At 34.1% G+C, this 15,195-nt stretch carries 15 protein-coding genes; 7 read left to right on the top strand and 8 right to left on the bottom strand.

The genetic code is table 11. The features are described from left to right. Nucleotides 1-90 precede the first annotated feature (90 nt). Both WAX78_RS22190 and WAX78_RS22185 read right to left on the bottom strand, forming a co-directional pair. Nucleotides 91-1,101 (bottom strand): sensor histidine kinase, encoded by a 1,011-nt coding sequence (locus tag WAX78_RS22190; RefSeq protein WP_336484227.1) that lies wholly within the window; start codon nucleotides 1,099-1,101, stop codon nucleotides 91-93. A gap of 3 nt (nucleotides 1,102-1,104) precedes the next feature. Next, nucleotides 1,105-1,800, bottom strand: coding sequence for a response regulator transcription factor (locus WAX78_RS22185; protein ID WP_336484225.1), 696 nt, complete (start codon nucleotides 1,798-1,800; stop codon nucleotides 1,105-1,107). A gap of 176 nt (nucleotides 1,801-1,976) precedes the next feature. On the opposite strand from WAX78_RS22185, the gene WAX78_RS22180 reads away from it, so the two are divergent. The 5 genes from WAX78_RS22180 (at nucleotide 1,977) to WAX78_RS22160 (ending at nucleotide 6,654) form a co-directional block, all read left to right on the top strand. Then, nucleotides 1,977-2,240, top strand: a complete 264-nt coding sequence (locus WAX78_RS22180) for an autorepressor SdpR family transcription factor (protein ID WP_336484223.1) — start codon at nucleotides 1,977-1,979, stop codon at nucleotides 2,238-2,240. A gap of 15 nt (nucleotides 2,241-2,255) precedes the next feature. After that, entirely contained in the window at nucleotides 2,256-2,906 is a 651-nt protein-coding gene (locus tag WAX78_RS22175; protein WP_336484222.1) for an SdpI family protein, read from the top strand. A gap of 26 nt (nucleotides 2,907-2,932) precedes the next feature. Further along, nucleotides 2,933-3,568 (top strand): SdpI family protein, encoded by a 636-nt coding sequence (locus WAX78_RS22170; RefSeq protein WP_336484221.1) that lies wholly within the window; start codon nucleotides 2,933-2,935, stop codon nucleotides 3,566-3,568. Nucleotides 3,569-3,956: 388 nt separating this feature from the next. Continuing rightward, on the top strand, nucleotides 3,957-4,727 hold the full coding sequence (locus WAX78_RS22165; protein ID WP_336484220.1) for an ABC transporter ATP-binding protein: 771 nt from the start codon (nucleotides 3,957-3,959) through the stop codon (nucleotides 4,725-4,727). Further along, the gene (locus tag WAX78_RS22160) at nucleotides 4,714-6,654 is read left to right on the top strand and encodes an ABC transporter permease (protein ID WP_336484218.1); all 1,941 of its coding nucleotides are present in this window, start codon (nucleotides 4,714-4,716) and stop codon (nucleotides 6,652-6,654) included. Before WAX78_RS22165 ends, WAX78_RS22160 begins: the two co-directional genes overlap by 14 nt. 105 nt (nucleotides 6,655-6,759) lie before the next feature. Here WAX78_RS22160 and hpt read toward each other — a convergent pair whose 3' ends face one another. From hpt to WAX78_RS22140, 4 genes are all read right to left on the bottom strand, one after another. Continuing rightward, nucleotides 6,760-7,290, bottom strand: coding sequence for a hypoxanthine phosphoribosyltransferase (hpt, locus tag WAX78_RS22155; protein WP_336484217.1), 531 nt, complete (start codon nucleotides 7,288-7,290; stop codon nucleotides 6,760-6,762). A gap of 260 nt (nucleotides 7,291-7,550) precedes the next feature. Continuing rightward, nucleotides 7,551-8,513 (bottom strand): sugar phosphate isomerase/epimerase family protein, encoded by a 963-nt coding sequence (locus tag WAX78_RS22150; protein WP_336484216.1) that lies wholly within the window; start codon nucleotides 8,511-8,513, stop codon nucleotides 7,551-7,553. A gap of 36 nt (nucleotides 8,514-8,549) precedes the next feature. After that, nucleotides 8,550-9,845, bottom strand: a complete 1,296-nt coding sequence (locus WAX78_RS22145) for an MFS transporter (protein WP_336484215.1) — start codon at nucleotides 9,843-9,845, stop codon at nucleotides 8,550-8,552. A gap of 224 nt (nucleotides 9,846-10,069) precedes the next feature. Next, nucleotides 10,070-10,444 carry a RidA family protein gene (locus WAX78_RS22140; RefSeq protein WP_336484214.1) on the bottom strand — a complete coding sequence of 125 codons (375 nt, stop codon included), beginning with the start codon at nucleotides 10,442-10,444 and terminating at the stop codon, nucleotides 10,070-10,072. Between the two features lie 401 nt (nucleotides 10,445-10,845). On the opposite strand from WAX78_RS22140, the gene WAX78_RS22135 reads away from it, so the two are divergent. Next, on the top strand, nucleotides 10,846-11,517 hold the full coding sequence (locus WAX78_RS22135) for a helix-turn-helix transcriptional regulator (RefSeq protein ID WP_336484212.1): 672 nt from the start codon (nucleotides 10,846-10,848) through the stop codon (nucleotides 11,515-11,517). Nucleotides 11,518-11,780: 263 nt separating this feature from the next. Here the strand turns inward: WAX78_RS22135 and WAX78_RS22130 are convergent, their stop codons facing one another. Then, nucleotides 11,781-13,808 (bottom strand): N-acetylmuramoyl-L-alanine amidase, encoded by a 2,028-nt coding sequence (locus WAX78_RS22130; RefSeq protein ID WP_336484210.1) that lies wholly within the window; start codon nucleotides 13,806-13,808, stop codon nucleotides 11,781-11,783. A gap of 349 nt (nucleotides 13,809-14,157) precedes the next feature. Between WAX78_RS22130 and WAX78_RS22125 the strand changes: the two genes are divergently transcribed. Next, on the top strand, nucleotides 14,158-14,487 hold the full coding sequence (locus WAX78_RS22125; RefSeq protein ID WP_336484209.1) for a hypothetical protein: 330 nt from the start codon (nucleotides 14,158-14,160) through the stop codon (nucleotides 14,485-14,487). Nucleotides 14,488-14,561: 74 nt separating this feature from the next. Here the strand turns inward: WAX78_RS22125 and thiT are convergent, their stop codons facing one another. Next, nucleotides 14,562-15,131: an energy-coupled thiamine transporter ThiT gene (gene thiT / locus WAX78_RS22120; RefSeq protein WP_336484208.1), complete on the bottom strand. Its 570-nt coding sequence runs from the start codon at nucleotides 15,129-15,131 to the stop codon at nucleotides 14,562-14,564. Nucleotides 15,132-15,195 lie beyond the last annotated feature (64 nt).

Genomic DNA, 15,195 nt, shown 5'->3' with positions numbered 1-15,195 from the left:
GATCCTCTCAGTCTTAAAATCATTCTTAGATGTTGCAAAAGTGCATGAAAAAATGATTTCTCATACACTTTTCTATAGAAATTCTGTAAGTTAATTTTCATGTTTTTCCGTTTTATGGATGACAGCGTTATGGAAAATAATTTTGATGCTTGTCCCTTTTCCAACTTCAGAGTCTAGTTTGACAGAATGACCTAAATAAGAACAAATTTTGCTAACAATATATAACCCCATACCAGTAGATTCTCCAAATGTTCGCCCATTTTTCCCAGTATAAAACGGTTCAAACACACGGCGAATATCTTCTTCTGGAATACCGACACCTTCATCCCGAACTTCAAAAACAATATCTTTTCCGCTTTGAGAAGCAGATAAAAATACTTTTTTTCCTCTTTCTCCTGAATAGCGCACAGCATTTGTCATTAATTGATAAATAATAAATTTTAACCACTTTGCATCAGAAGCAACCATTAAATCAGAATGTACTTCTAAAACAGGAAAGACACCGCTTCTAATAAACAGTTCTTTTAAGCTGTTTATATTTTTCATTACCGCATCTTTTAATGAAATGGTTTCCACGTGGAAATCTTCATGGAAGTTCGTTAACCGTGCCATATATAATGCCATATCCAGTCCTTGATTTAATCTTTCTAGTTCTTTTTTAAACTTTGGAATAAGATGTTCGTCTTCCATTTCAAGTGCCATCAGCTGCATAACAGAAACAGGCGTTTTCATTTGATGAACCCATTGATTAATAAACATTTGATGTTCCTGCTGTTTGACTTCATATGTTTGCAATTCTTTCTGAAATAGACGATATTGTGTACGAACAAGTTCATTCACGCCATGCGGCATAGGAGCAGTTGCTCGTTCGATGAATGCATCTTCCATTCTTTCAGGTGGTTCACTTAATCTTTTATACAACCTGCGATTCCGAACGTAGCGGTAAGCAAGAAAACAGATGAATAGATACATACTCAAAACAATAAAATAAAATTTATTGTTTTGAAATCCATCAACGGCATCATACAAAGCGAAGATGATGACAAAGTTTACAATATAAAGAAGTAAAAAACTAACATGATCACGTAAAAATAACTTCATGATCTATTCACTCCAAGTTGTATTAAAGCGATAACCTAAGCCGCGTACTGTTTCAATGGCATTTTCAATTCCAAGTTCAGTGAATTTTTTCCGAAGGCGCGTAATATTTACGTTTAATGTATTTTCTTCGACAAAGCTTTCATCATCCCAAAGTGCAGATAATAAGTCTTCTCGGCTTGCTGTACGAGGATATTTTGAAAGGAGCATTTCTGCTAGAATTGCTTCTTTCTTTGTTAGTAATACTTGCTCATTTCTAAAATGAAGCTCTGGTCGTTCAGGATATAGTTTTAATCCTTCCACTTCAACAATACGTTCTGACATACTTGGTGCATAGTCACCGTAAATACGTCGTAATTGCCCTTTAATTTTTGCCATGACTACATCATAGTGAAATGGCTTTGTAATATAATCATCAGCACCGCTTTCAATCGCCATAATTTGCTCCATTTCACCAGCGCGAGCTGAAATGAAAACAATTGGGCAAGTGGATTCGTGACGAATTTGACGGCACCAGTAGAAACCATCAAACTTCGGTAAATTTACATCTAATAAAACAAGGTGTGGTTTTACATTGTTAAATGAAATCATAATATCATCAAAGTTATCAGCAACAATTGCTTCGTAACCGTATTTTTGAATGTGGGATTGTAGTAAAGATGAAATAGTAGGATCGTCTTCTACAATTAAAATTTTATACATATGGAAACTCCTCCTCTAACTTTGCGTATGTATAGTGTAACATGTGTTTTCTCAGTTTTCATTATGTCAAAATCATACTTATTATACATTAATGAAATTGACAAATTCAAAAGACGAATTTAATATTTAGATAAATATCTAAATATCTAATTGGTGGAAGGAAGAAGGGAAGGATATTGAACCAAGCATTTAAAGCGTTGGCAGATCCGACAAGGCGCAAAATTTTAGACCTCTTAAAAGAAGGCGACTTAACAGCTGGAGAAATTGCAGAGCATTTTAATATGACAAAGCCGAGTATATCGCATCACCTAAATGCACTCAAAAACGCAGAGCTTATTCAAGATGAAAAAAGAGGACAGTTTGTAGTGTATTCATTAAACACGACTGTGTTTCAAGATTTACTAACTTGGGTGTTTACATTTACGGGTAGAGGAGAATAGAGGAGGAGATGGGAAGTGAGGAAGCATATAGTTCCATGGCTTTTAATTCTTACAATCGCAATGGGATGGTATATTGCTTGGCCGCATTTACCAGAGCAAATTCCAAGGCATTACAATATAGAAGGAGAAGTAGACGGATATTTTTCTAAAGTAAGTGCCATGTCTCTTTCAATGGGGAGTATGATATTTTTCTATATTGTATGGATTTTTATAAGAAGAATTGATTTAACAAAGGGAGAGTATAAATATTTTGCTAAGGCTCTTTCAAAGGTTAATTATATGATTCTAATCACTATATTTGGCTCTAATATATTAGGTATACTTCATTCAGTAGGCTATGATGTGAAAGGTTCCGTAATGGTCAACTTTGCACTGGGTACGCTATCTATTATATTAGGGAACTATATGCAACAAACGAAACCAAATTATTTAATTGGGATTCGCACGTCTTGGACATTAGAGAATGCAGAAGTATGGCGGAAAACACATCGATTTGCTTCGAAAACAATGGTAATTGCAGGATTCTTTGTATATGCTGCAGCACTTTTGAAAGATCCTATTAATATATTTATTGGGATGGGTATTGTGTTGTTAGGCGCTATTATTCCGACGGTAAAATCATATTCTATTTATAAAAGAAAAACTGGATTAGAAGGTAAATCATAAAAGTATGGTAGAAGGGAAGAAATGAAATGAAGAAACACATTTTTGCCATTATACTTATCGGCATGACGATACTTGCTTGGATTATTTCTTGGCCGCACCTTCCGAATACAATCGCTACGCATTGGAGTGGCGGCACTGTAGATGGTTATTCTTCTAAATTAAATGGAATGTTGTCGATGGTTGGGGTTATGATCGGAACTTATATATTACTCAATGTTGTTCCAAAGATTGATCCTAAGAAAGAGAATTATAGAAAATTCTCGAAAAGTTTTACGATGATCACTTATAGTATTCTCTTTGTATTGTTTATTGGAAACATAGATATTATTGCAACTGGATTAGGCTATGATTTACCAATAAATCGTTTTTCAGAATTGATTGTTGGTATTTTATTTTTAGTGATAGGCAACTATTTACCACAATGTAAGCCGAATTTTTTCGTTGGGATTCGAACTCCATGGACATTGAGCAACGAAGAAGTATGGCGGAAAACACATCGTTTTGGCGGGAAAGTATTTATTGTTTTAGGTATTATCATGTGCGGAAGTATTTTTGCTCCTGCCGCTTGGAAATCATATATTGTACTGACTGTTGTTTTGATTGGAGTGGTAATCACAATGCTCTATTCTTATTTTGTTTATAAGAAAGAGATGAAAATATAAAAAGAAGGTTGTTTTTCGTGAAATATAACTATATTAATATATTAGTTTAACGTTACCATGTAATAATCCTTTTAGGATATGCTATATAATATAGACCTTATATTAGTAATCTATTATAATTTTATGAAAACAGCTAAAAATAAAAAAGCCACTCTTCCATTTGGAAGAGTGGCTTTTTCTCTAACCTTACACAAATGTAATGTTCATGTAAGAGAAATAGATAGTGGGTGATTAATGGCGGTGTTATAGTAACAAAGTACTTTGTGAAAGAAATTCTAATATAGTTTTTATAGAGATATTATGACCTACATAACAATCCTGTTTGTGTAGAGGAGTTTGATCGTGGCAACAGTAATGATGAGGTAGGATAAAGTGAGGAGTATAGTATATGAAGACAATGTTAGAAGCGAATAATATTAAAAAAGTATATGACACCGGCGGAAATCAATACGAAGCGTTAAAAGGAATTAACTTACAAGTGAAAGAGGGCGAGTTCGTTGGAATTATGGGACCGTCTGGATCGGGGAAAACAACGTTATTAAATGTTCTTTCTACCATTGATAACGCAACAAGCGGTGAAGTTTTAATTGATGGAAATGATATTGTGAAAATGAATGATGATAAACTAGCGTTATTTCGCCGGGATCATTTAGGCTTTATTTTCCAAGATTATAATTTATTAGATACATTAACAGTGAAAGAAAATATTGCGCTTCCACTGGCGTTATCAAAAGTAAAAGCAGTTGAAATTGATCGCCGTGTTCTTGAAATTGCAAAAAAATTTGGTATTGATCATATTTTAGACCAATATCCATACCAAGTATCTGGCGGACAGAAGCAGCGCTGCGCAGCTTCTCGTGCTATTGTTACAAATCCAAGTATGATCTTTGGCGATGAGCCGACAGGTGCGTTGGATTCTAAGTCTGCAACTGACTTATTGGAGAGCCTGAAAGCATTAAATGAATATGATCAAGCGACAATTTTAATGGTTACGCATGATGCATTTGCTGCAAGTTATTGTCAGCGTGTTGTTTTCATTAAAGATGGTGAGTTATATAAAGAACTGCACAAAGGAGAATTAACGCGTAAGCAATTTTTCCAAGAAGTACTAGACGTAATGTCTATCATTTCTGGGGGTGCAGTAGATGACGTTATCTAGTATTGCCCTTCGCAATATAAAGCGTAACTTTAAGGATTATGCTTTATATTTTATGTCGATGATTTTTAGTATCGTCATTTACTTTACATTTGCAGCACTTCAATATAATACACAAATGGAAAAAGCCGCAGAAGGATCAAAGAAAATTAGCGGTGCATTCCAAGTCTCTAGTGTAATGCTCATTATTTTCGTAGCGGTATTTATTATTTATTCCAACGGCTTCTTTACACGTAAACGAAAAAAAGAAGTTGGGTTATATTCTTTACTAGGAATTCGGAAACGCCAAATTGGAAAAATGCTGTTTTATGAAAATATGTTAATGGGGTTAATGTCTTTAATCATTGGTATTGTGATTGGTAGCCTATTGTCTAAGCTATTCCTTGAATTACTAGTAAGCTTAATGGGGCTTGATTTACAAGTTCATTTTGAAGTGCCGCTGGCGGCGATTATTGATACAGCAGTTGTGTTCTTTGTGATTATTTTATACACATCGCTGCAAGGATATCGATTAATTTATCGATTTAAACTTATTGAGCTATTCCGCGCTGAGCGTGAAGGAGAACAAATGCCAAAAGGGTCTATTATTATGGCATTTATCGCTGTATTCTTAATTGGTTCTGGATATTTCTTATCACTTATGTTTACGAAAGCTATTAAATATGCAGACTTCATGATGATTGCATTTTATATTCTCCTTGCAACTGTACTTGGTACGTATTTGTTATTTATGTTCTTTACAGTTGTTGTTTTAAAACGCACAAGAAATAATAAATCATCTTTTTATAATGGAATGAATATGGTAACAACGTCTCAGTTGTTATACCGCATTAAAGGAAATGCAAAATCCCTTGCAACAATTGCCATTTTAAGTGCAGTAACATTAACAGCTGTTGGTACATCCGTCACGATGTATTACAACACATTTACGCAAGCGAAAGATTATACACCGTATAGCTTCTCTTATGAGAAAAAGGATGCGACTTTAGAACAGAAAGTGAATGCAATCTTTGAGGAAGAGAAGAAGCATAATCCAATTAAAGAGCAGTTCGAAATTGAAATGGTGCCGGTGAAAGGGAAATTTGAAGGTGAAAAAGCTGATATAAGTATGAATGCTCATTATATGATGACAGAACAATTTCAACTTATGTCACAATCTGCCTTCAATACAATTGCGAACAAAATGGATACGGTAAGTTTAACTGCTGGAGAAGCATTCGTATTGGATGGTACGTATATTGAAGGACATGAATTTAGTACAGTATATACAGGAAATAAAGCAATATTCCCGATTGGAAATGAAACGAAGACATTAACAATTAAAGGTGTTGAAGGTCGTAATGTTACGAACTTAGGAGAATTAGTTGTTGTTGTTCCAGATGACGTATACGAACAAGCGAAAAAGGTAACTGGAACGAGAGTTGTTAAAAATATTGATGTGAAAAATGAGAAGAATAGTAAGGCATTAACGGAAAAATTAACAAAGATTATGCCGAGAGAGCCTGAATCTGTACCGGCATTTAGAGACTTCTATACTGGATTTAAAGATGGAATCGAAGCAACTGGGATGATGATGTTCATCGGTATTTTCCTAGGTCTTGTATTTTTACTTGCAACAGGTTCTATTATTTACTTTAAACAATTAACAGAAGCAAATGCAGACCGGGATCGTTACGTTGTTCTTCGTAAAGTTGGGGTAACGAAGCAAGAAATGAAGAAGGCAATCGCAAAACAAATCAGCTTTATTTTTGCCATTCCATTAGTCGTTGGAATTTTGCATAGCTTATTTGCGCTAAAAGGATTGTCTAACTTATTGCCATTTGAAATTTTAATTCCATTATTAATGAGCATTGGAGTATATAGTGTGATTTATATTGGATATTACTTCTTAACGGTTCATTCTTATTTTAAGATTGTAAGTGGGAAATAGTAAAAAAAGTAGCTATTGGTATAAGCCATAGCTACTTTTTTTACTACGTATGCATGTCGTATATTAGCGAATGGTCGATATATTTAAAAAAGCGCTGATATCGTATTATTTATCAGTTGCAACAGAAGCGATGTATGGTAAGTTGCGATATTTTTCAGCGCAGTCAATGCCGTAGCCAACGATGAATTCATCTGGAATGACAAAGCCAACATATTCAGCTGTTAAATCAACTTTACGGCGTTCTGGTTTATCAAGAAGTGTACAGAATTTTAACGATTTTGGTTTATGCATTAAGAAGTGATCTTTTAAGAAGTGAAGTGTTAAACCAGAATCAATAATGTCTTCTACAACAATTACATTTTTACCTGTAATATTTACATCGATGTCTTTTAATAATTTCACTTTACCAGTTGTTGTTGTTTGGTTTCCATAGCTAGATGCAGAAATAAAGTCAATTGTTACCTCGTTTTTAATATGACGAATTAAATCGGCTGCAAAGACGAAAGAACCTTTTAATACAGCAATAACAAAAATTTCTTCTCCTTCAAAATCACGTTCGATTTGCATAGCAAGTTCTTTTACTTTTTCTTGTAGCTGCTCTTGTGAGATTAAAGTATCTTTAATTTGAATATCCATCAAAATCCTCCTACATTGTGAAACTTGTGAACAGTTTGACTGTAAAGGATTGGCGTAAAAAAGTCAAAAAAGAGAGCATTTACTTCAAATAGAAAACACGGAAAATATAGAATTTTCACTTTATTTGCCGCTTGTTAATGAGGGATAAAGCGAAAAGGGATTGGCAATTAGCCAATCCCTTTGTTATTTTCAGAGCAGTTTTGGATCTTGAATTTATGCAGAAATAGTGGATACTTCTACATATACTCATTGCAAGTTTTTTATCTACAATATTTTTCTCTTAAACCTAATATATATTCTACAGATTGTTGAACACCTTTTTCTTGATCTTCAAGCATTTTTTCTAATAGATGTTCAGGAGGATAATAGTAATCTTCCGTCTTAATAACCTGTAAGTCATATGGAGGATTTTCTACTTTGAATGCTCCTTCACCGACTTCATATACGCCCCCAGTTCCTTTTGGACGTTTAAATGGAGCTACATATGGAAAACACATTTCTACATTAATTCTTGTTAGTGTCGATTCATTCACTAATATTTTGAAACACTCTTCCAAATCGATATTGCCAGTTCCTGCTGGAACCCCGCAAACTATATGGTCTTCACCGTTGTGAATAACAATATGATCTTTAAAATGAGTTGTGTAGGCATACGGAGCTAAATTTCTTACTGCTTCAACTGGATCTTCCCATGCCATCATTCCATTTCCTAAATCACAATGTGCTCCAACCCAAGGACTGTTCACTTCCTTAATAATTTTAATTACCTCAGCTGTTGTTTCTTCTTCGTGATTTTCGACTCCAAGTTTAATTCGATATTTTTTTAATAATGGTACGACTTGTTTAAGATCTTCAGGAGCTTTCGCCATCTTTTCAGCATCGTATTCACCTACACAAACGTAAGTCCGGATGACATCTGCACCAATTTGATTCGCAATATCTATCACTTTTGTTAAATGCTCTATATCTGTACCTCTTGTATCAATTTCAGCATATAAACCATACTTTTGAATTTCATCTCGAACCTTTTTCAAATGATTAGGCTCGTTCCCGCCAAGTACACCCCACTCTGGATGTAAATTCTTGTCTGCCTCATTTGTAATAATATTAATTTGAACCCCGTCTAATCCAAGTTCAGCTGTTTTTCTTATAAAGTCAAAAATATCCATTCGGTTGTTGTGAAAAAATAAATGATAGCTTTCTGTTTCTAATCCAATCTTCATGATATCCTCACCTTTCTTATTTTCCAGTTATCAATCTCATGCTTCATTTATAATTGAACTTGTCTCATTTTTTACTAACTCTTTTTTCTTCTTAACAATTCGGACTAAATAACTGCTAATAATCAGACCAAGCACGGAAAAAGCAATCATTGTTAAAAATACATGCCTATAACCGCCCATTCCTGGTGTTCTATCTAACATGCTTCCATATAGAGAAAATGCAAACATCGAAGGTGAATATCCTATTAAGCAAGCAATGGAAACAGATGAACCACTGATTTCTCTTGGTATTCCCACCTCATCAATAGGAGCAAAAAATACTGCTCTTTGAGTGAAAATAATTGTGCCAAAACTAAGTGTAAAGATCATTCCAGTATATACATTCATCGTCTCATGAGGTAAGAAGATAAAAATACTCATCCCAATAATCGCGACTATAAAAGCAAGTCTCAAATATTTAGATGGAGACTTGAATTTTTTATCAGCTAAGAATCCTCCTAGCGGACCACCAAGCATTTTTAAAGCGTATTGATTGATAATTCCATAAGCACCTACTAGTGCAACAGGCATACCATAGATATCTTTTAAAAACGGAATAAAATATGTTAAACCTATATAGACGGAATATACAGAGAATATAGTGAATGATACGGCCCATACTTCAGGCATCTTTAATGCTTGTAAAGCACCGTCTAGTGCAGCTTTATTTTTGTTAATTTTGTTACCTTGTTCATCAGTATCTTTAATTTCATCGTCTTCTACTAAGAAATAAGAAATGATACCAATAACAATTGCTGTTGCTGCAAGGAAAATAATTGCACCTTTAAAGCCGGATGCGCCTGATCCTAACCAACCAAAAATTGCAAGGGCAGCAAAAGCGACAATTGTATCAACCACTCCTCTTCCTGCTTCAAGGAACCCGAATACTCTACCTTGTTCATCTTTATCTCCTAATAACCTTACAGCTTTTATTAACGCAGGCCAATAAGCAGTCTCTGCAAATAAAGCGAAAATAATCCAAACGGTTAAAACCCCATAATAACCAGGAAATGTTGTTAAATACAATCCTGATACTCCAACACCAATTAAGCTAAACGGTATGATTTTCTTCTTAGAAAATCTTTCTACTATATACATCGATGCGATATAACCAAACGCTTGGATAATTCCATAAATTGATAAGATTACACCTATTTGGGTGTGAGATAAGTGAAAATACTCCATCATGGGAATATAAAAAGCATCTTTTAAAAACGGAAGTTTAAAAATTGTTCCTCCGCCTAAAATCAGTACGACAAGTGCAAACCATTTATTTTTTTTTGAAGTATCCATCCTTTTCCCCCTCAGAGGTTGATTTCTAAAAAGATAGCGCTTTCATTAAATTCAAAACGTATCATCCCTTCACTATGAAAATTAATTCTTTTAATCATTTAATAATAAGGGAATGGCATCTCATTTTACCATGTAACAGGTTCTGATTATTTTAATATTAAATTTTTCCATATAATAAAAAGCGATGTAATTACATTGAACTGTATGTTTTGATATCAAAGATTTTATAAAGTTGCAATAACTTCAATCTCAACAAGTGCATCTTTTGGTAATCGTGCTACTTGAACGGCACTTCGTGCAGGACAATTTGCTGTAAAGTAAGTACGGTAAACTTCATTCATTTGTGTAAAATGGTTCATATCCTTTAAAAACACAGTTGTTTTAACAACTTTATTTAAATCACTTCCAGCTTCTTCCAAAATAGCTTTTACATTCTCTAATGACTGTTTTGTTTGGTTTTCAATTGTTTCAGGCATTTCGCCGTTTTTAGGGTCAATCGGCAGTTGCCCAGAAGTAAAGATAAAATTACCCGCTTGCATCGCTTGTGAATAAGGACCGATTGCACCAGGTGCATGTTGAGTAGAAATAACCGCATTCATCCAAAAAACCTCCAGTAATAATAATTTTTTTTAATTATAAGAATTTTTTAGCACAAGTTCATTTTAACGTGTTATTTTTCTCGTTTCAATAGATATTTTTAAAAAAGTCAAAAAATAATAAAAAATTATCATTGAGATAATAAATTTTAATTGATAAATTTATATATAGAAAGGAAAAATCAAGAAAAACTGGGTAGGATTCATCTTTTTATCTTCAAGGAAGGATTGTGTAGTAATATAGTAGTAGTTAAAGTCTTTAAGCCAGCTTTCTTTATATCCTTTTAAGAGATATAGAAGGTTATGTTTTTTTGTGTTGTATACTATGAAAGGAAGAAAGCAAAGAAAAGTGTTGATACGAAATTTTATACTTTTTTCTTATCTTAAAAAGAGGTGCGATATCAATGGAAAATAAAGAAAAGTTAAAGCAGTATATTCCTCTTGTTCATTTCATTGCAGAAGTAATTGGAGAAAATTGCGAAGTTGTTTTGCATGATGTTACGAATCCAGACGAATCTATAATCGAGGTTGCGAACGGACATCTTAGCGGAAGAAAAGTTGGTGGACATTTAACAGATCTAGCTTTAAAGATTTTACAAGAAAAAAAATACATAGATAAACATTTTATTTCCAATTACAAAGGAAACTCAAAAAATAACCAAACGTTTCGCTCATCAAGCTATTTTATTAAAGATGAACACAATAGCATAATTGGAATGCTGTGTGTGAATATTGATATTAGTAACATGATAAAAGCAAGAGACTGGTTAGACAGTATGATTATGAGTAATACTAGCATAAATGAAGATGTAGAGAAGTCTCAGCCTAATCTTGAATTAGACCTTTCTGAGAACTTAGAAGAAAATCTGGATAGTCTTCTTTCATCACTTATTACAGGAGTTTTATTAGAATGCGAAATTCCGCCTGAGAGAATGTCTCCTGATGAAAAAATGGAAGTAATAAAAAAACTTAATGATAAAGGGGTATTTTTACTTAAAGGCGGCGTAAGTGAAGTGGCTAAATATTTAAAGGCATCAGAAGCAACTATCTATCGATACTTAAACAAGGTAAAGTAAATGTGTCATTTACTTTACCTTGTTTTGTCCTATTAAGCAATTTAACTCAAAAAAGCTAAAAGCTCGATTAGTCGGGCTTTCCACCAGTGGGGGATTAAAAAAACTACTGATAGAAGTTTCACTTTATTGTTTTTTAAACATGCGCACATCAAATAAATGACACCTAAAATATAAAAGACTGTAAGTAAACTCAATTTTCATCGAGTTTACTTACAGTCTCAACGGAGAAACCATTAAACGGATTTCTCTTTTTTTCATATATACTATCTAGACAAGTAGTTTTGAATTCCTTCAAAGATAGATTGTGATAGTTTGTTTTGATAGTTGTTAGAAGTTATACTTAATCTGTCTTCTGTATTTGTTATGAACCCTGTTTCTACTAAAATAGGAAGTGCTTGATTATCCCCTTTTAATACACGAAGTTCCGGACGCTCTTTTACTCCTCTACTTTTACCACCAGTGTTCGCAATTAAAGACTTCTGCACAGCACTTGCTAATTTATAAACTTGATTACTTTTTGGATGGTCAGGATTATATAATGTTTCAATTCCTGCTGCTGCTGGAGAATCTGCAGAGTTTACATGAACACTAACAAAAATATCAGCTTTATTCTTATTGGAAATCTTAACGCGGTCTGATAATTCAATGAAAGTATCTGTTGCACGTGTCATCACAACATGCATACCACTATTTTCTAATAGCTTTTGTAGCTTTAAGCTTACTGATAATGCAATATCTTTTTCAAATATACCCTTATATACGGCTCCAGAATCCTTTCCACCATGCCCAGCGTCTACAACAATTGTTTTTCCAAACAAGATTGGCTGTTCAAGCCAAGCGCCATTTGTATCAAGATAATACGATGTCCCGTTGATTTCAATCCATCCAGTTTTCATTGCCCCATTTTTAGCCATGTAGTACCACGTATTATCTACTTGAACCCAACCAGTTTCCATTGCCCCATTTTCAGCCATGTAGTACCACGTATTATCTACTTGAACCCATTCAGTTTTCATTGTCCCATTTTCAGCCATGTAGTACCACGTATTGTCTACTTGTACCCAACTAGTTTTCATTGTCCCATTTTCAGCCATGTAGTACCACGTATTATCTACTTGAACCCAACCAGTTTTCATTGCCCCATTTTTAGCCATGTAGTACCACGTATTATCTACTTGAACCCAACCAGTTTTCATTACCCCATTTTGATCAAAATAATACCAATTATTATGATCCTGCACCCAACCAACTTTCTTGTCTCCGTCAGTTGGCAACTCAGGCTTTGTCGCTTGTTTTAATTTCATAGTTTCATATAAAAATTTCGAATATTGGCCACGAGTAGTGGTTGCTCCTGGTTCAAACTTTCCGTTTCCCGTACCAACTGTAATACCATTTGATTGTAGCGCACTAATTGCATCGTTTGCCCATGCGTAGTTTGCAGTTATATCATTAAATGTGTGTGCAGCTTGAACTTTTAAGTTAAAGGCATTCTTAAGAACTTGAGCCATTTCAGCACGAGTTAAAGGAGATTTTGGTCTAAAATTACCGTCTTGATCACCTTTCAAAATACCAGCTTCAGTTAAAGCTAAAATTTCATTTAAAAACATTGTTGTGCTATTACTTACATCATGATAAGGATTTTTATACTCTGCCTTTGGTTGTAAGCCAAGAGCAACATATAGGAGTCTCGCAACTTGCTCACGAGTTACATTATCTTCTGGACCAAATTTTCCATTTCCATATCCAGAAACAATATTTTTATTTGCTAAATATGTAATTGCTTCATACGCAAAGTGTGTGTTTGGTACATCTATGAAACTACCTTGAGCAACAGAAGCAGCTTGCACTTCTTGCGCCTTATTCTGATCTTGTTGAATATTTTTAGTAACAGTCTCTTCTTTAGCCTTGGTTTCATCTTTTTGCTCAATTTCTTTTTCTTGGTTAAGAGGTGCTTGTTCTTTTTGCTCAATTTCTTTTTCTTGGTTAAGAGGTGCTTGTTCTTTTTGCTCAGTTTCTTTTTCTTGGTTAAGAGGTGCTTGTTCTTTTTGTTCAGCTTCTTTCCCTTGGTTAAGAGGTGCTTGTTCTTTTTGTTCAGCTTCTTTCCCTTGGTTAAGAGGTGCTTGTTCCTTTTGTTCAGCTTCTTTTCCTTGGTTAAGAGAAGATGATTCTTTTTGCTCAACTTCTTTTTCTTGTGTAACAGTTGGCTGTTCACTGTGTGTTTCTGCTAGAATTTGCATTGGACTTAAAACATAGCCTAATGCCAACACAGTTGCCATGGTTTTCTTCAACATGCGTTTATTCACCTTACTTCCTTTGTTTTAGGGATAAATCTCCTTATTTGCCATATTTTAATTGTAACAAATAATTTACAAAATGTAATATAAAATATAGATATAAGGAAAAAGGGATAATATGATGTTTATAGTGCGTGTTGCAAAACGTATTCTTATATATAATTAGAACTCTTAAATAATATAATAGTTACATATTATGATGTATAATAAAACCTTACAATTTTGTAAGGTTTTTTGTAAGGTAAATCGATAGTTTGTACTACCTTTTTTGTATACACTACGTATGTGTAAGGCACACACATTTTAGGGAAATAAGGCAAGCACTAAAAAAGAAAGGAGTAGGGGAATGGAGAGGCACTCGGCGGCTCTTTCTTTATTATTAGAGAATGATATGATTATGTTAGCTAATAATGAAGGTTGTAAAACTGTAGTTGATCAACAAGAAACATGGGTAGATTCACATGATAAAATTGTGTGGTACAAATGGAATGCGAGCTATAAAGAGAAAATAAAGAAGCAGCACATAGGGTATGAGATGCATAGAGTTGTTTTATGGAATGAGATGAAATCTTGGATTCATAAGCATAACGGTAAAAATGAGCGAGAGAGCAGCCGAGAGGTGGATACACTCCATTTTCAGACTCCTGAAATTGTAAGACACACAGATTCACATTAGGAAAGTAACATGGAAAACTAAGGCACAGAAAAAGAGCAGGTCGCTTATAGAAGCAATCTGCTCTTTTTCTATGATTAAGCGCGTTTCGTAATCAAGCGCGGTGCTGTTGTAAATAAAATGACAAGTAAAATTGCACATAATATGAAAGAACCAATCATTGTGCTGCCGTTTATGATGAAGGAATATAAAGCGGCTGACTGTCCTTTTGGTGCATATTGACCAAAGAAAATAACGCCGGCAATAAAGTGCCAGAAGTAACGAGCTAGGCTGCCGATAAATGTAGCAATAATGATATACATAATTGCTTTTGTTTTTTGACTATTGGCAAGTGCTTGTTGAATTGGTGTATGAAATAATCCAGCAAAGCCGATAAAAGCAAATGCAATGAAGTATTCAATAAACATTTGTACAGGCGTTAAAATGTATGCATCTCCTACGACAATTTGTAGTAATCCCCAAACGAGACCACTTAAGAAACTAGCTTTAAATCCCCAGCGATAAGCGATAATAAAAATTGGAATCATAGCAAATGAGATAGAACCGCTTGTTGGAAGTTTAATAGATAGCGGCAAAATGTCGATGACTAATGCAAGTGCTGCAAGAATCGCTGCCTCTATCATCGCTTGTAAATTTGTATTACGCATGTATAAATCCCCCTACATCCAAGTTACAAAAAAAGAATCATTATCATAGGGGAATATTGAAATA

It is taken from the genome of Bacillus yunxiaonensis, assembly GCF_037104695.1.
Taxonomy (GTDB): Bacteria; Bacillota; Bacilli; order Bacillales; family Bacillaceae_G; genus Bacillus_A; species Bacillus_A yunxiaonensis.
This window is presented reverse-complemented; position numbering and strand designations above follow the sequence as displayed.